Annotated in this window: 12 protein-coding genes; 2 read left to right on the forward strand and 10 right to left on the reverse strand. The window is 74.4% G+C overall.

What is annotated here, in order from left to right; translation table 11 throughout:
* Positions 1 to 74 precede the first annotated feature (74 nt).
* The 3 genes from KBX43_RS01875 to KBX43_RS01885 all read right to left on the reverse strand — a co-directional run bounded on the left by KBX43_RS01875 (position 75) and on the right by KBX43_RS01885 (position 7463).
* Positions 75 to 5534 (reverse strand): carboxyl transferase domain-containing protein, encoded by a 5460-nt coding sequence (locus tag KBX43_RS01875; protein WP_210882597.1) that lies wholly within the window; start codon positions 5532 to 5534, stop codon positions 75 to 77.
* 232 nt (positions 5535 to 5766) lie between these two features.
* Positions 5767 to 5997, reverse strand: coding sequence for a DUF2188 domain-containing protein (locus tag KBX43_RS01880; RefSeq protein WP_030499192.1), 231 nt, complete (start codon positions 5995 to 5997; stop codon positions 5767 to 5769).
* Positions 5998 to 6083: 86 nt separating this feature from the next.
* Positions 6084 to 7463 carry a rhodanese-like domain-containing protein gene (locus tag KBX43_RS01885; RefSeq protein WP_210882599.1) on the reverse strand — a complete coding sequence of 460 codons (1380 nt, stop codon included), beginning with the start codon at positions 7461 to 7463 and terminating at the stop codon, positions 6084 to 6086.
* A 190-nt stretch (positions 7464 to 7653) separates the two neighbouring features.
* Here KBX43_RS01885 and KBX43_RS01890 point away from each other — a divergent pair, with 190 nt between their 5' ends.
* Positions 7654 to 8304, forward strand: coding sequence for a bifunctional 2-polyprenyl-6-hydroxyphenol methylase/3-demethylubiquinol 3-O-methyltransferase UbiG (locus KBX43_RS01890; protein WP_064445657.1), 651 nt, complete (start codon positions 7654 to 7656; stop codon positions 8302 to 8304).
* A gap of 6 nt (positions 8305 to 8310) precedes the next feature.
* Here the strand turns inward: KBX43_RS01890 and KBX43_RS01895 are convergent, their stop codons facing one another.
* The 7 genes from KBX43_RS01895 to KBX43_RS01920 all read right to left on the reverse strand — a co-directional run bounded on the left by KBX43_RS01895 (position 8311) and on the right by KBX43_RS01920 (position 14374).
* Positions 8311 to 9513, reverse strand: coding sequence for a sugar efflux transporter (locus tag KBX43_RS01895; RefSeq protein WP_222948773.1), 1203 nt, complete (start codon positions 9511 to 9513; stop codon positions 8311 to 8313).
* A 68-nt stretch (positions 9514 to 9581) separates the two neighbouring features.
* Complete coding sequence (locus tag KBX43_RS01900; protein ID WP_013286808.1) at positions 9582 to 9887, reverse strand: DUF2470 domain-containing protein; 306 nt, start codon at positions 9885 to 9887, stop codon at positions 9582 to 9584.
* On the reverse strand, positions 9884 to 10549 hold the full coding sequence (locus tag KBX43_RS31290; RefSeq protein WP_244206071.1) for a heme oxygenase (biliverdin-producing): 666 nt from the start codon (positions 10547 to 10549) through the stop codon (positions 9884 to 9886). The genes KBX43_RS01900 and KBX43_RS31290 overlap by 4 nt, the downstream gene beginning before the upstream one ends.
* 3 nt (positions 10550 to 10552) lie before the next feature.
* The gene (locus tag KBX43_RS31295; protein ID WP_244206070.1) at positions 10553 to 11422 is read right to left on the reverse strand and encodes a heme ABC transporter ATP-binding protein; all 870 of its coding nucleotides are present in this window, start codon (positions 11420 to 11422) and stop codon (positions 10553 to 10555) included.
* Positions 11419 to 12519, reverse strand: coding sequence for an iron ABC transporter permease (locus KBX43_RS01910; protein ID WP_210882601.1), 1101 nt, complete (start codon positions 12517 to 12519; stop codon positions 11419 to 11421). The genes KBX43_RS31295 and KBX43_RS01910 overlap by 4 nt, the downstream gene beginning before the upstream one ends.
* Positions 12516 to 13550 (reverse strand): ABC transporter substrate-binding protein, encoded by a 1035-nt coding sequence (locus tag KBX43_RS01915; protein ID WP_307851449.1) that lies wholly within the window; start codon positions 13548 to 13550, stop codon positions 12516 to 12518. The genes KBX43_RS01910 and KBX43_RS01915 overlap by 4 nt, the downstream gene beginning before the upstream one ends.
* Positions 13547 to 14374, reverse strand: a complete 828-nt coding sequence (locus KBX43_RS01920) for a neocarzinostatin apoprotein domain-containing protein (protein ID WP_064445663.1) — start codon at positions 14372 to 14374, stop codon at positions 13547 to 13549. The genes KBX43_RS01915 and KBX43_RS01920 overlap by 4 nt, the downstream gene beginning before the upstream one ends.
* Before the next feature lie 193 nt (positions 14375 to 14567).
* Here KBX43_RS01920 and KBX43_RS01925 point away from each other — a divergent pair, with 193 nt between their 5' ends.
* Positions 14568 to 16061 carry an HtaA domain-containing protein gene (locus KBX43_RS01925; RefSeq protein ID WP_210882604.1) on the forward strand — a complete coding sequence of 498 codons (1494 nt, stop codon included), beginning with the start codon at positions 14568 to 14570 and terminating at the stop codon, positions 16059 to 16061.
* The last annotated feature ends 87 nt before the right edge of the window (positions 16062 to 16148 follow it).

The following is a 16148-nucleotide window of genomic DNA, read 5'->3' on the forward strand; positions in this document are numbered from 1 at the left end:
CCGTCAAGGACCGGCGCACGCGAAACGGCGGACGGACCCGAAGGCCCGTCCGCCGTGTGACGTCGCGGAACGTGTCAGCGCAGGTGCGCCTCGATCGCCTCGATGACCCGGGGCCGCAGCTCGGCGGCGCGGATCACCGCGTCGACCGAGCCGACCTCGACCGCCCGCTGGATGCTGTGCACCCGGTCGAACTCGGCGGCCACCTCGCCCAGCTTCTCCGCCCGCACCGACCCGCGCAGCTCGTCCAGCTCCGCGCTGAGCGTGGCCCGCTCGGTACCGGTGGCGGACGCCACCCGGCCCTCCAGCTCGCGTACCCGGGAATCGGCCGCGGTGCGGGCGGCGACCTCACCGGCGAACACCACGGCGGCGGCCGGCGCGCCACCGAGCACCGAGGCGAACGACCCCTCGATCGCCAGCACCGTCATGTCCGGGTTGAGCGCCTTGGAGAAGACCACGAACGCGCCGCCGTGATAGCGCGAGATCACGCAGAACACGATCGGGCCGCGGAAGTTGACGATCGCCCGGCCGATCTCCGCGCCGTACTCCAGCTGGAGCTTGCGCATCGACTCGGGTGAGCCGTCGAAGCCGGACAGGTTCGCCAGCACGACCAGCGGCCGGTTGCCGCTGGCCGCGTTGATCGCCCGCGCGGCCTTCTTCGAGGAGCGCGGGAACAGCGTGCCCGCGGTGTAGGTGTCCGGGCCGTCGGTGGGCGGGAAGCCGTGCCGGGGCACCGACCGCGACTCGATGCCGAGCAGGCACACCGGGATGCCGCCCAGGTGCACGTCCTGCACCACAGCGGTCTCCGCGTCGGCCATGCCCGCCCACCGCTCCAGCACCGGATGGTCCTGGTCGGCGAGGGCCCGCATGACGGTACGGATGTCGAACGGCTTCTTGCGGTCCGGGTTCGCGGTGGCGGAGAAGATCTCGCCCACCGTGGCGAAGTCGCTGCCGGCCACCGCGTGCGGGTAGCCGCAGATGTCCCGGTCCACCGGGTCCATGGTGACGGCCCGGCGCGGCGCGTGCTCGCCCGGCACGACGTACGTGTGGTCGTAGTGCGCCATCAGCACGTCCCGCGCGCCCGGCAGGTCCGGCGCCCAGTACTGCGCCTGCCCGTTCGGGCCCATCACCCGGTCGTAGCCGCCGATGCCGAAGTTGTCCTCGGCGGACACGCCGCCGGAGAAGTCCAGCGACTGCTTGCCGGTGAGCACCATCGCTGAGTCGGGCGTCATGACCAGCACGCCCTTGGTGTGCATGAGCATCGTCGCCTCGGCGTTCCAGTACGGCTGGGCGCCGACGTTGATGCCCGCGACCACGATGTTGATCTCGCCGCCGTCCTGGGTGAACTCGACGATCCGCTTCAGCGCCGCGGCCACCCAGTCCATGTTCTCGGTGCCGGAGGTCATCGAGATCCGGGCGCCGGCGCTCAGCGCGTACCACTCCAGCGGCACGCCCATCCGCTGCGCCAGGTCCAGCGCGGCGATCACCCGCCGGCACTCCGGCTCGGACAGCGCGCCCAGCGACTTGGTCGGATCGCCGAGCAGCACCACCCGGGTCACGCCCTGCGGGTGGCGGGGCGTCGGCGTGGTGACCACGCCGGCCACGATCGCCGCGCTGTTGCGGCCCTTGGGCCGGTCCACCGGCACCAACTGGTGGTCCGCGTCCAGGTCGTGCTCGACGAAGTCGCCCAGCAGCCCGGTCAGCTCGTACGGGTAGACGGTGTTGCGGCTGGCCGCCCGCAGCACCTTCAGCCGGTACTCGTCCAGCGGCTCGACCGGCTCGCTCGGCGGCTCACCCACGTCGAGCCGGGCGTGCCCGGTGACGTCGAAGGTGATCCGCACGCCGACCTTGGTCAGCTCGCCGGTACGGCGGTCGCGCTGGCGCGCGATGAACAGGATCTCCTCCAGCTCCGCGCCCACGGTGGTGGGGCGTACCCGGCCGGCGATCAGCTCCATCTCCTCGCGGGTCAGCTCGCTGGGCGGCCACACGTAGATGACGATCCGGTTGGTCGGGAACCGCGACTTCGACGGCCGCCGCGACTGCGCCCGGCGGATCGAGTCGATGCAGGCCGCCACCGTGTCCTCGGTGGTGGGCAGCGACACCAGGCGGCCGTCCTGCTCCCGCAGCCCGGTCAGGTCGCGTACCTGCGCGAACGCGACCAGCCGCTGGTCGGACGGGTTCTGCCGGGCCACCGCCTGGAACAGGTAGACCTCCTCGTCCAGCGACGGCAGGCGGGTCAGGTCGAACTCGCGCAGCCGCTCCAGCTGCATCCGCTGCGCGATGTGCGGGTGCAGGCCGCGGATCAGGCGCTCCTCGGCCATCCCGTCCTCGCCGGGCCGGAACGTGAAGTGGTGGTGCATCACCGCTCCGCCGCGCCCGGCGACGGTGGTGGTGATCCGGCGTACCGCCGCCGGCAGCGGGTGCGCGTTCAGCACGTCGAGCAGCGCGGCGGCGGTGGCGTCGAAGTCCTCGGGCTGGTTCTCCCAGGACAGGTAGACGTCCGCGTCGACGGCGTCGCGCTCGCCGGCCACCTCGGCCAGTCCGCGCAGCGCGTCGCCGAGCGCGTCGAACCGCACCGCCGCCGACACGACGCTCGAACCGTCCCGCCCGGCCACCACGAACGTGCAGCCACCGGTGGCCCGGGTGGTGACCTCGGTGAGCGCCTTGTTGCCGTAGTAGCGGCGGGTCAGCACCTCCAGCATCGTCGCGTTGTCCAGGTCGTCGCGGACCAGGCGCTGGCCGAGCAGCCGGACCAGCGGCTCGGTGCTGCGTACCATCTCGGCGACCCGGTCGGCGCGGTCCGGCGCGTCCGGGTGCGTGTCGAGGTGCCGCAGGTGCGCGCGGACCCGCGCGTAGACCCGGGCCCGGTTGCGGCGCAGCAGCGGCTGGGCGAACCAGGCGAACACCACGCCCCGCGCCAGGTCGGCGACGACCGGGAAGCGGACCTGGGTGGCCGCGACGAGACGCTCCAGGGTGAGGCCGGCGGGCTCGCGCAGCGCCTCGTCCGGCGGCGGCTCGCGCAGCCACGAGCGCAGCAGCGCGGCGATCACCGTGGCGTCCGCGGCGGCCCGCTGCAGGGCCAGGAAGATCCGGAAGACCGCGGCCTCCAGCTCGGGGGAGCGGTCCAGCTCGGTGACGCCGTAGTGGGCGAGCGCCTTGGCGAGGCGGGCCCGGAACGAGTCCGGGGAACCGGCCCGCTCGACGTCGAGACTCTGCAGGTAGGTGTGGAAGTACTCGCGGGCGCTGTGCACGTGCCCGGCCGGCCCGTCGTCGCCGGGACGGTTGCGGCTCAGCTCGGCCAGGTCGGCGAAGACGCCGACCAGTTCCAGCTCCTCGGCCAGCGGCCGGTGCCCGGCCTCGGTGGCCGCCCGGCGCGCGTCCAGGTAGTCGTCGAGCACCCGGCGCTCGTCGTGCGGGTCGACGTCGTAGCCGAGCAGCAGCGCGCACAGGTCCTCCTGGCCGCGCTCGGCCCGGGACCGCGCCGGCACGTCCGCCGCAGGCGCCGGCAGGTCCAGCTCGACAGCGGGACCGGCCGGGCCGTCGGCGGCCTCGGCGCCTTCCTCCGCGAGCGGCTCCAGACGCAGCAGCGGCGCACCCGCCTCCACCTGGGTGCCGACCTGAACCGACGACTCCTTGAGGCGGGCCCGGAACGGCGCGCGCAGCACCGTCTCCATCTTCATCGCCTCCAGCACCAGCACCGGCGCGCCGGCCTCGACCTCCGCGCCGACCGCAAGTGGCGTGGCGACCACCAGCGCCGGCATGGGGGAGCGCACCACGCCGCCCTCGTCGCGGCTGATCCGGTGCGTCACGCCGTCGACCTCGACCAGGTGCACCGGGCCGTGGGTGTCGGTGAGCAGGCGGAACCGGGCGCCGTTGACGGCGATCTGGCCGGTGTGCCGGTCGAAGCGGTCCAGCTCGACGTCGGCAGTGCGCACGTCGCCACCGGCCTCGACACCGACCCGGAACCGGTGCGCGCCGACCCGGGCCACCCGCATCCGGTAGGTCACGCCGCGCAGCTTCAGGTCCAGCGGCCGGCCGCTGCGGTGCTGCACCTGCGGGCGTCCACCCGCCGCTGTGGACAGCAACCGCTGCCGCTCGGCGGTCTCGTCCTCCTCGTACGCCTCGATCGCGGCGGCGGCGAGCGCGACGGCGGAGTGCCGGTGCGCGACCAGGCGGCCCTCGCCGCGTACCCGGTCGATCCAGCCGGTGTCCGCGCTGGCGTCGATCACCTCGGGCTGGTCGAGCAGGTCGAGCACGAAGCTCTTGTTCGTCGCGCCGCCGGCGATGACCACTGTGGTGTTCGCCATCGCCCGGCGCAGGCGGCCCAGCGCCTCGTCCCGGTCCCGGCCGTACGCAATGATCTTGGCGATCATGGAGTCGAAGTCGGCCGGGATGGTGTCGCCCTCGCTGACGCCGGTGTCGACCCGGATGCCCGGCCCGGCGGGCAGGTCCAGCCGGGTGATCCGGCCGGGGGAGGGCGCGAAGTCGCGGTCCGGGTCCTCGGCGTTGAGCCGCGCCTCGATCGCGTGCCCGCGCTCGACCGGCGGCTCGCCGGTGAGCCGGCCGCCACCGGCCACGTGCAACTGCGCCTTGACCAGGTCGAACCCGGTGGTCGCCTCGGTGATCGGGTGCTCGACCTGAAGGCGCGTGTTGACCTCCAGGAAGGCGAACAGCCGGTCGCCCGGGTGGTAGAGGAACTCGACAGTGGCCGCGCCCCGGTAGCCGACCGCCACCGCCAGGCGCTCCGCCGACGCCTTCAGCTCCGCCGCCTGCTCCGGGGCGAGCACCGGCGACGCGGACTCCTCGATCACCTTCTGGTTGCGCCGCTGCACCGAGCAGTCCCGTACCCCGAGCGCCCACGCGGTGCCCTGGCCGTCGGCGATCACCTGCACCTCGACGTGCCGGGCGCCGGTGACCAGGCGCTCCAGGAACACCACGCCGCTGCCGAACGCCCGCGCCGCCTCCTGGCTGGTGCGCTCGTAGGCGTCGGCCAGCTCGGCGTCGCTGCGGATCACCCGGATGCCGCGCCCGCCGCCACCCGCCGTGGCCTTCAGCATCAGCGGGTAGCCGATGTCGGCCGCCGCGCGCAGCGCGTCCTCCAGGCTCTCCACCGCGCCGCGGCTCCACGGCGCGACCGGCACGCCGACCTCCTCGGCGATCAGCTTCGCGCCGATCTTGTCGCCGAGCTTGCGCATGGCGTCCGGGCTCGGCCCGACGAACGTCACGCCGATCTTCTCGCACAGCTCGGCGAACGCCGGGTCCTCGGCCACGAAACCCCAGCCGACCCAGGCGGCGTCCGCGCCGGTCTCCACCAGCGCGCGTTCCAGCGCCTTCAGGTCCAGGTACGGGCGGGCGGACGCGGGGCCCAGGTCGTAGGCGACGTCCGCCTCGCGGACGAAGGTGGCGGTACGGTCGACGTCGGTGTACAGCGCGACGGTCTCGATCCGGCTGCCGGTCTCCGCGGCCAGTTCCCGGACCGCGTGGATGAGCCGCATCGCGGACTCACCACGGTTGACGATGGCGACACGGGTGAACACGTGACCGTCCCCTTCGATAGAACCACGGTGGCGCGCCGGGTGGCGACGATGCCCCCGGCTTGCCTCACCCTTCCGCCTGCGCGCGTACGGCGCCATGTCGTAACGGCCGAAGCCTGAGCGGGAGCCGTTGTAGGAACCGAACAAAACTTTTTAGCCAGCCACTCACTACCCGCCGGTACGCGCTACGGCGCCGGACCCGTGCGGGTCCGGCGCCGTGACGTGCGTGCGGGGCTCAGCCCGGAATGTCCCGGGGGTCGCGCTCGCGGGGGTACGTGTTCTTCTCGCCGATGGTGCCGTCCTGCTTCTTGATCACGTGCTCGGCGCCGCGCTCGACCGCCATCTCCCGGCCGGCCGCCTCCGCCTCCGCCTTGGTGTCGTGGCGGCTGCTCGCGCGCTCGTTGCCCTCCGGGCGGTTCTTCCACTGCCCGTCCTGCTGGTAGGTGTCGATGTCGCCCTTCGCCATGCCGTCAGCTCCCTCGATCGCGTGTCCGATGACAAATGTCTGCCCATGCGAGGGGAGTGCTAATCCTGGCGGCCCGGATCCGTGCCTCACGCCGTGGCGTGCAGGCCCTGCCAGGCGCCGTAGCCGCCGAGCAGATCGGACACGTCGGCGTGACCGGCGTTGCGCAGCAGGCTGGCGGCGACCGAGGAGCGGTAGCCGCCGGCGCAGTGCACGACGATCGGGCGCCCCACGGGCACCTCGCCGAGGCGGTGGGTCAGCTCGGCCAGCGGAATGTGCCGGGAACCGTCCACCGCGCCCTGCTCCCGCTCGCCGGCGTTGCGGACGTCCAGCACCACCGGCGCGTCCGGGCCGTCGAGGGCGTCGCGCAGTTCGGTGGCGGTGATCCGGCTGGCCCGGGTCATCTCGGTGACCATCTCCAGGAAGGCGTTGTCGGGTTCGCGGAGGTAGCCGATCACGTGGTCGAAGCCGATCCGGGCCAGGCGGACGACGATCTCCTCCTCCCGGTCCTGCGGGGTCACCACGAGCACCGGCCGGTCGGGTGCGACGACGCTGCCGGCGGTCTCGGCGAACCTGCCGTCGGCCGGGACGTTGAGCGCGCCGCGCAGGTGCCCGGCGGCGTACTCCTGCGGGTCGCGGGCGTCGACCACGACGGCGCCGTCGGCCCGGGCGGCCAGGAACTCGGCCGGGGGGAGCGGGCGGGCCGGCCGGGCGTGGTCGAACAGCTCCCGCGCCTTGCGGTTGAGCACCGCGTCGAAGGCGAAGTAGCCGGGCGCGGCGGGCTGACCGCCGGTGACCAGGGCGAGGAAGCGCTCCTGGCTCATCGGGGCGCAGGCGTAGTTGGTGCGGCGTTGCTCGCCGATGGTGGACTGCCGTTCGGTGGACAGGTTCTTGCCGCAGGCCGAGCCGGCGCCGTGGGCGGGAAAGACGCGTACCTCGTCGGGCAGGCCCATCAGCTTGCGCTGCACGCTGTCGTAGAGCATCCGGCCGAGTTCCTCGGCGGTCACGCCGAACGAGGCGAGCAGGTCGGGGCGGCCGACGTCGCCGATGAACAGCGCGTCGCCGGTCAGCGCGCCGTACGGGACCGCGTCGTCGGCGCGCTCGTAGACCAGGATGCTGATCGACTCGGGTGTGTGTCCCGGGGTCTCCATGATCTCCAGGGTCACGTCGCCGAGGCTGATCCGTTCGCCGTCGGTGAGCTTGCGGCTCGGGTACTCGGTCTCGGCCCGGTGCCCGTAGCCGATCCACGCGCCGGTCGCGGCGGCCACCTCGAGGTGCCCGGCGAGGAAGTCGGCGTGGAAGTGGGTGTTGATGACGCCCTCGATCGTCAGGCCGTGCGCCTTGGCGTCGGTGAGGTACTCGTCGATGTCCCGGCGGGGGTCGACGAGCACGGCCCGGCCGGTGCGGTCGTCGGCGATCAGGTACGAGGCCTGGGACAGGCAGTCGAGGTAGTACTGGGTGAACAACATGAGCCGCACTCCTTCGCGCAGTGATGTCGGGCGATACGACAACTGTAGCGCATACCCCGGGGGGTATATTCCGAGGCGGCTGCCGCCCGGAAGTATTTGCCGGAACGGCAAGGTTCCTTGCTGCCCGATGGCCCCCGGCGCACGATGGTGGGGCCCGGGCGGCCCGACGCCCGGCGGCGAGGAGGCGGACATGACGGGGCACCACCACGAGCACCCGGCGGCGGACACCGACCCGGCCCGGTTCTGGGACGAGCGATACGGCCAGCGGGACCGGATCTGGAGCGGCCGGGTCAACCCGGTGCTGGCTGAGGTGGCCGGCGCGCTGCCCCCGGGCACCGTGCTCGACCTGGGCTCCGGTGAGGGCGGCGACGCGGTGTGGCTGGCGTCGCGGGGCTGGCGGGTCACCGCCGTGGACATCTCGTCGGTCGCGCTGGACCGCCTCGCGGTGGAGGCCGAACGGGCCGGCGTGGCAGACCGGATCACCACCGTCCGGCACGACCTCACCCAGGGCTTCCCGCCCGGCCGGTACGACCTGGTGTCCGCGCAGTTCTTCCAGTCGCCGCTGGTCCTGCCCCGGGAGAAGGTGCTGCCCCCGGCGGCCGAGGCGGTCGCTCCCGGCGGCCGGCTGCTCGTCGTCGAGCACGGCGCGCCGCCGCCCTGGGCCGGGCCCGACACCGGCCACCACCGGTTCGCCGAACCGGAGGAGATCCTGGCCGCGATGAGCCTCGACCCGGACGGCTGGGACACCGAGCGGCTGGGCGCGGCGCGCCGTACCGCCACCGGCCCGGACGGGCAGACCGGCGAGCTGATCGACCACGTGGTGCTGGTGCGGCGCCACTGACCCCGGTCAGGCCCGCGCGGGCGGCCGGGTCAGCACCAGCACCAGCAGCCCGGCCGCGCACAGCGCGGTGCTCATGCCGTACGCCCACCGGTAGCCGACCTGCGCGGAGAGCCCGAGCAGCGGCCCGGCGAGCATCGCGCCGATCGGAAACGTGTTGGTGAACAGCGTGGTGGCCCGGCCCGGCTCGCCCGGCAGCAGATCCTGCACGTAGGCGATCCCGACACCGGACACCGCGGCGATGAACAGCGCGTTCGCCGGCTGCGCGAACAGCAGGAACGGCACGCTCGGCGCCAGCGCGGCGGCCGCGTAGTAGGCGACCCCGCAGCCGCCGCCGACCAGGATCAGCGGCCGCAGCCGGACCCGCGCGGTCAGCGCGCCCAGCCCGAGGATCAGCGGGATCTCCAGCGCCGCGCACAGGCCCAGCACCAGCCCGGCGCGGGAGGGGTCGTCGTGCAGTTCGGTGTCGATGAACAGCGGCATCGCCTGCACACCGACCGTCAGCGGGCACTGGAGCAGCACGAACGTGAGCGCCGTCAGCGCCAGCCGCAGCCGGGACGCGCCGCGCGGGCCGGGCGTGGCGCCGTCCGGATCGGCCGCGACCGGCCGCGCCGGCAGCGGCAGCTCCTCCAGCCGGAACGCGGCCACCAGCGCGGCCAGCGCGTACATGACGGCGGCCATGCCGTAGACCAGGCGGAAGCCGCCGACGTCGAGCAGCACCGCGGCCAGCGCCGGCCCGGCCACCCAGGCGACCGAGAACACGGTACGCATGAGGCTGACGCCGAACGCCGCCCGCGCCGGATCGTCCCTGTCGAACAGCGCCCGGGTGTACGCGAACGACTGCGGGAACAGCGAGTTCGCCAGCGCGGTGGCGGTCGCGGTCAACCCCAGCAGGATCCAGTAGTCCCGGACGTACGCGGTCAGGCCCGCGCCCAGCACGCCGGCCAGCGCGGCGCCGACCAGCAGCGCGCGCCGGATCGGCAGGCGGTCCGACAGCCGGCCGATCAGCGCGGAGGCGACCACCCCGGACAGCGGCGCGACGACCAGGAACACGGTCACCCGTAACGGACTGGCGTGGACCTCCCGGTCGAGGAACAGCGACAGGAACGGCAGCACCACGGCGGTGGACAGACCGACGGTCAGGAAGACCACACCCAGCGGGAGCAGCCGGAATCGGCCGGCGCGCACCGCCGGCCTCGTGTCCACAGCCATGCGGCGGACTGTACGCCGCGGCGGCGCGGCGGCCGACCGGGTTTCCGCGGCCCGGACGGTCCCGGCGCTCAGCCGGCCGGGCGGGGCGGTACGCCGGCCCGGTCGCAGGCCTCCCGGTACATGCGCACCACCTCCCGGCGGATCTGCGCCCGTTCGGTGAGCCGGTGGGCGAACGGGACGCGCACCGGAACCTCCGTGCCGCCGACGGTGACGGCGAAGTCGATGCCGTCGGCGTCCAGGCCGGTGGTGCGGGCCGCGGTGGCGTCCGGCCGGCCGCCGAGCGTACGGCAGATCAGCAGCGCGTCCCCGGCGTGGTCGTCGTTCATGTGCCGGCTGACGGCGGCGACCACCTCCGGCGGGAAACCGGCGCTCACGCGGCGCCCTCCCGGCTGCCCGCCGCCACCAGGCGACCCAGGTCGGTGAAGACCGCGATGTTGTGCTCGTACGCCACCAGCACCTCGTCGCGCAGCGCCGCCCGGCCGGTCTCGTCCAGCGCGAGCGCGTCCAGCCTCGCCCGGTAGGCGTCCTTGTACGACTTCGGATCGGTGATCCGCGGGAAGCGGTAGAACGACGCCCCGGCCTCGCCGGTCACCCCGTAGTACCGGGCCACGCAGCGCCCGATGTGCCGCCCGCCGGACAGGTCGCCGAGATAGCGGATGTAGTGGTGCGCGATGAACCGCTCGGGCGATCCGGCGCAGGCCGAGGTGATCCGCGCGGCGTACGCGACAGCGGCCGGGATCGGCTCCATCACCTCGCGCCAGCGCGGGCCGAGCAGGAACCGCAGGTCGGCGGCGAGCGCGGGCAGCCGGGTCAGCGCGTCGTCGACGAACGGGCCGGCCAGCGGGTCCTCGCGCATCGTCTCCGCGACGCCCTCCAGCGCCGCGTAGATGCCGTGGTGCGCGACGACGAGCGCGGTGTAGCCGGCCACGTCGAGCTCACCGGCGGTGAGCGCGGAGACGTACCGCTGGGACTCGGCGCTCTGGTGCGCGTCGCGGGTCTCGGCGCGCAGCCGGGCCGCGAACGTCTGTGTATCCATCTGCTATCTCTCCTCGTCGGCTGACGGTCTTGCGGGCCGGCCGCGTCGGGGCACGATCAGCGGCAGCCCGTCACGCGGGTGGGGGACGACGTCGATGTCGTACCGGTAGACCCCGCTGAGCAGCGGGGCGGTGAGCACGTCGCGCGGCGCCCCGGCGGCGCGGACGCGTCCGTCGCCGAGCAGGGTCACGGTGTCCGCGTACGCCCCGGTCAGCGTCAGGTCGTGCAGCACCACGACCACGGCGTCCCCGGCGCGGGCCCGCTCCCGGGCGATGTGCATGACCAGTTCCTGGTGCCGCAGGTCGAGCGCGGCGGTCGGCTCGTCGAGCAGCAGCGTGGTGGCCCGCTGCGCCAGGACCCGAGCCAGCGCGGCGCGGGCCTGCTCGCCGCCGGACAGCGCGGGGTACGGCCGGGCCGCGAAGCGGGCGACGTCGCAGCGTTCGAGCACGTCGGCGACGACGGCGTCGTCCTGGTCCCGCTCCGGCCGCCCGGCCCACGGCGCCCGGCCCATCCGCACCACCTCCCCGACCGTGAACGGGAAGCTGAGCGTGTTGCGCTGGGCGAGGACGGCCCGGCGCCAGGCCAGCTCCACCGGGCTCCACGACTCGCGGGGCAGCCCGTCGACCTCGATCCGGCCGGCGGCGGCCGGCACGTCACCGCTGATCGCGCCGAGCAGCGTCGACTTCCCGGCGCCGTTCGGCCCGACCAGGGCGTGCACCTCGCCGGCGCGTACCCGAAGGTCGATCCCGTCGAGCACGGTCCGGCCGGCGCGTTCGACGCGCAGCCCGGCCACCCGGATCCGGACGTGCCCGGCGGGCGCCGGGCGCGGCGGACGGGCGGCGGCGAACCGGCGCGGTGTACGCGGAAGGCTCATCCCCAGCCTCCGGCCCGGTCGCGGGTGCGGCGCAGCAGCCAGAAGAACGCCGGGCCGCCGATGACCGCGGTGAGCACGCCGAGGGGCAGCTCCTGGTGTTCGACGAGGGTACGCGCCGCGAGGTCGGCGCCGATCACCACGACGGCCCCGCCGAGCGCGCTGGCGACCAGCAGCACCCGGTGGCCCGGTCCGGCGACCATCCGGATCAGGTGCGGCACGACCAGTCCGACGAAGCTGATGATGCCGGTGAACGCGACAGCGGCGGCGCCGAGCAGCGCGGTGACGACGATCAGCCGCAGCCGCAGGCGTTCGGTGTTCACGCCGAGGTGCCGGGCGGCGGGTTCGCCGAGCGCGAGCAGGTCGAGCCGGCGCGCGTCGGCGCAGGCGACGGCGAGGCCGACGAGCAGGCACGGCGCGGCGAGACCGACGGCCGTCCAACTGGCCTGGGCGAGGCTGCCGAGGTTCCAGAACGCGATGGCCTGCACGCCGGACTGGTCGGTGACGAACATGAGCAGCCCGATCACCGAGCCGGCGACCGCGTTGACCGCGACGCCGGTCAGCACCAGCGTCACCACCTCGGTCCGGCCGCCGGAGCGGGCCAGCGCGTACACCAGGTAGGTGGTGGCGAGGCCGCCGGCGAAGGCGGCGAGCGGCACGGTCCATCCGCCCAGGACGGTGACGCCGGTGACGATGGCCAGGGCGGCGCCGACGGCGGCGCCGGCCGACACCCCGATGACGCCGGGCTCGGCGAGCGGGTTGCCGAAGACGCCCTGCATGACCGCGCCGGCGCAGCCGAGGGCGGCGCCGACGACGGCCGCCAGCAGCACCCGGGGGAAGCGGACGATCCAGAGCGCGTTTTCGCCCTGCGCCGCCGACGGCAGCGGACCGAGGTCCAGCCCGAGGCGGTGCAGCACGGAGCCGAGCACCTCGGCGGGGGAGATCGCCACCTGGCCGCGCCCGGCGGCCAGCAGGGCGACGAGCACGAGGGCGGCGCCGAGCCCGGCCACCAGGACGGCGCCCCGCCGGCCGGGCGACCGGGGCGCGCCGGTGACTGGCGCCGGGGCGACGGGTGCGGGCCGCTTCCTTAGCGTGGTCACGACGGGTCCTCGCACGAGTAGACGGCGCGGGCCAGGGCCTGGACGACCCGGCCGGAGCGGACGCCGAAGGTGAGCAGCGTGCCGTCGGCCATGTCGACGACGCGCCGGTTCGCCCCGGCCGGCGTCTGCGCCACGCCGGGCAGCTTCACCAGACCGTCGACGCCGCCGACGGAGGCGAGCCCGGCGCTCATCACCAGGATCACGTCGGGCGCGGCGTTGATGAGGCCCTCGCTGGTCAGCGGACGGAACTTGGACAGCCCGGCGGCGCTGCCGGCGTCGACGCCGCCGATCGCCTCGATCATCGCGTCGGACCCGGCGCCCCGGCCGCCGATCAGGTAGACCCCGGCGGTGCCGCGCAGGTAGAGGAACGCGATCCGTGGCGCGCGGCCCGCCGGGGCGGTACGCCGGGCCTCGGCGATCTCGCTCCGCACGCGGGTCACCAGCCGTTCTCCGGCCTCGGGCACGCCGAGCGCCGCCGCGATCGCGCGGATGTGCGCCGGTACGCCGTCGAGCGTCGGCTCGGCAGGTACCCGCACGACCGGGATGCCGGCGGCGCGGAGCTGGCGCAGCACCTCGGGCGGCCCGACGCCGTCGTCGACGAGCACGACGCTGGGGTCGAGGTCGAGCACCGCCTCGGCGGAGAGGTCGTGCCCGCCCGGGGTGACCACCGGCAGGTGCGCGGCGGCGGGGAACGTGGTCGAGGTGTCCCGCCCGATGACGTTGCCGCCCAGGCCGAGGCCGAAGACGATCTCGGCGATCGAGCCGTGCAGGTTCACCGGGAGGATGCGGCTGACGTCGTCGACGGTCACCGTCGTGCCGTCGCCGGAGCGTACGGTGGCCGGCAGCGCGGGCGTGGGCGTCGGGCGGACCGGCTCGACGTCGGCGTCGTCCACTGTCGCGGTGACCGGGCCGCAGCCGGCGGCGGACGGCGTGCCCGATCGGCCCGGCGCGGCGCAGCCGGTCGCCGCCAGGGTCACCGCGAGCAGCGCGACGAGTGGTCCCCGGCCCGGTCGCCGGTGCGGGCGGCTCACCGGCCGGCACCGCGACGGCGCCGCCAACGGCCGAGGCCGAGCAGGACGACCAGGGCCAGCGCGGCGGCCACCACCCCGACGGTCCATCCGCGTCCGGCCCCGGAGGTGTCGCTGACCCGCGTGACGTGGAGGTCGGAGGCCGCGGCCTGCGACGGCGCCCCGGCCCCGGGCGCGGCGCCCGTCACCCCTGCCGCCCCCGCTGCGGCCGGCGGGTTGCCGGAGGCGGCCGGGGCCGGCGCGTCCTGTCCGGTGGTGGTCCGGGGCGTGGCGGCGGGCGTGGTCGCCTTCGGCGCCGGGCCGGCCTTCGGCGGGGCGCTCGTGGCGCCGGCGGCGAACGTGACCGGCACCCGTACGTCCTGGGACCGGTCGGAGGCCCGGGTGTGGTCGGCGCGGGTGACGACCGCGCACCGCCGGACGGTGCAGTCGACGTCGCCGATGGTGGGGGTCACCTTGACCGTCACGGAGAAGGAGCCGCCGGGGCCGTACGGCTCGGGCAGGCCCTCGGCGTAGGCGGGCGGGTTCGACGAGATCCACTGCGAGGCGCCGAGGCTGCCGGTGGTGTCGGCGCCGCCGCCGCACGGGGTCGCCGCCACGCCCGGTCCGTTGTCGACGCAGTACGCGACGTAGATGCCCTTGTCGACGTCGTAGCCGCGCCCGGAGACGGACACGGTGGCGCCGGAGCGGCTCAGGCCGGTGCTCGGGGTGACGGTGAGCTTCTGGCCGCCGCTGCCGGTGGCGGTGCCGGCGTGGGCCGGCGCGGGCGTGGCGACGACGGCGGCGGTGAGCAGAACGGTGGTCCAGATGGTGCGGCGCCGTGCTCGCATCGGGCTCCTCACACGACAGGTCCGGCCGGACGTGCCGGCCGAGCGGTTACTTAGGTTTGGCTAACCTAAGTGGCGAACGCGCAGGTGGCAAGGGGTCCGTTCGGCTGAAGATCTTGGGACGCTTCGTGGATCACCCGATCATCTTAGGTTTGCCTAACCTAATGCCTTCGCTTCCCCTCCCGAGAGGAACAGCATGTTCAGATCCAGAGCCGGAGCCCTCCGGTCGATGCGCTGGGCGGCGGTGCTCGCCGTCGGCGTGTCGAGTGCGCTCGTGGGCACCGGACCCGCCTCGGCGGCCGAGGCCGAGATCGCCAGCGGCAGCCTGACCTGGGGTTTCAAGGCCAGCTTCCGCAACTACGTCAAGGCCGGCAACGGGGACCCGCCGATCGCTGTCAGCAACGGCGCCACCGTCAACGCCGACGGCACGTTCACGTTCCCGTCGACCGGCGGCACGCACGACGCCGCCACCGGTACGACGAACGCCACGTACGGCGGCACCGTGGTGTTCTCGTACCCGGCGCACCTGCTGACCATCACGCTGGCCAACCCGACTGTCGCCGTCTCCGGCGGCACCGCCTCGCTGAAGGCGGACGTCGACCTGGCCACCACGATGACCGAGCCGGTCTCGGTGAAGCAGGCCACCATCGCCACCCTCACCGGCGCTCCCGCCACCAGCGGGAACACGGTGACCGGCAGCAACCTCGCCGCGGCGCTCACCAGCGTGGGAGCCGGCGCGTTCAACGGCTTCTACGCCGCCGGTGAGGCGCTGGACCCGGTGTCGTTCACGTTCACCACGGCAGGCGGCACCGCGCCCGCGACCCCGGCGGTGACCGTCGACCCGGCCCAGGGCCTCGACCCCGCCGGCGCGACTGTCACCGTACGCGGCACCGGCTTCGACCCGGACTTCAACAACGGGGCCGGCATCTACGTCTCGTTCGGACCGAAGGTCGACGAGCACTGGGCCAACGCCAGCGTCCTCCAGGTCACCAAGTGGGTCAACAAGACCAACGAGCCGACCGACGCCCGGGACCGGATGGCCGCCGACGGCAGCTTCACCACGACGCTGCCGATCAGCGCCGTCTACACCGACCGCAACGGCGACGAGGTGGACTGCACCGAGGTGCAGTGCTACGTCATCACCTTCGCCGCCCGCGGCTCGGCCGACCGCCGCCAGGACACGTTCACGCCGATCACCTTCACCCGTACCGGCGCGGGTGGGAACTCGGCCCAGCAGCGGATCACCAGCACGGTGACCGGCGGCCCGCTCAGCCTGAGCGTGGCCGGCGCGAACGTCGCCCTGCCGCCGGTCGGCAAGGGCGAGTACGCCCGGGCGCCGCTGAACACCGCCACGGTGGCCGACCTGCGCGGTGCCGGCACCGGCTGGAGCCTGGTCGGACAGGTCTCCGACTTCACCTCCGCCGCCGGTGGCGTCATCGCCGGGAACTACCTCGGCTGGGCGCCGACCGCGAACGTGGTGGACGACCCGCTGGGCGGAACCACCGGCGCCGTCACCCCGGGTGCGGTGGCCGCTCCCGGCGCCGGTCTCGGCGAGGCCCGAGCGTTGTGCACGGCCGGCGCCGGGACAAGCAACGGCGTCTTCGCCTGCGGCGCCGAGCTCAACCTCGGTGTGCCGGCGTCCGCCGCGGCGGGCGACTACGTCGCCACGCTCACCCTGACCCTCTCCTGATTCACCGACCGGGTCGGCCCTGGTGGGGCGCGGGCACGTCGCCCGTGCCCCACCAGCGGCGTCTGCCCGGCGACCACCTCGCAGCGG

Source organism: Micromonospora sp. C41 (assembly GCF_018070485.1).
GTDB classification, from domain to species: Bacteria; Actinomycetota; Actinomycetes; order Mycobacteriales; family Micromonosporaceae; genus Micromonospora; species Micromonospora chalcea.

Coding starts and splice junctions, on each gene's coding strand:
- KBX43_RS01880 (WP_030499192.1), bottom strand. CDS start 5,997: ATGGCGAAGGGCGACATCGACACCTACCAGCAGGACGGGCAGTGGAAG.
- KBX43_RS01885 (WP_210882599.1), bottom strand. CDS start 7,463: ATGTTGTTCACCCAGTACTACCTCGACTGCCTGTCCCAGGCCTCGTAC.
- KBX43_RS01890 (WP_064445657.1), top strand. CDS start 7,654: ATGACGGGGCACCACCACGAGCACCCGGCGGCGGACACCGACCCGGCC.
- KBX43_RS01895 (WP_222948773.1), bottom strand. CDS start 9,513: ATGGCTGTGGACACGAGGCCGGCGGTGCGCGCCGGCCGATTCCGGCTG.
- KBX43_RS31290 (WP_244206071.1), bottom strand. CDS start 10,549: ATGGATACACAGACGTTCGCGGCCCGGCTGCGCGCCGAGACCCGCGAC.
- KBX43_RS31295 (WP_244206070.1), bottom strand. CDS start 11,422: ATGAGCCTTCCGCGTACACCGCGCCGGTTCGCCGCCGCCCGTCCGCCG.
- KBX43_RS01920 (WP_064445663.1), bottom strand. CDS start 14,374: ATGCGAGCACGGCGCCGCACCATCTGGACCACCGTTCTGCTCACCGCC.
- KBX43_RS01925 (WP_210882604.1), top strand. CDS start 14,568: ATGTTCAGATCCAGAGCCGGAGCCCTCCGGTCGATGCGCTGGGCGGCG.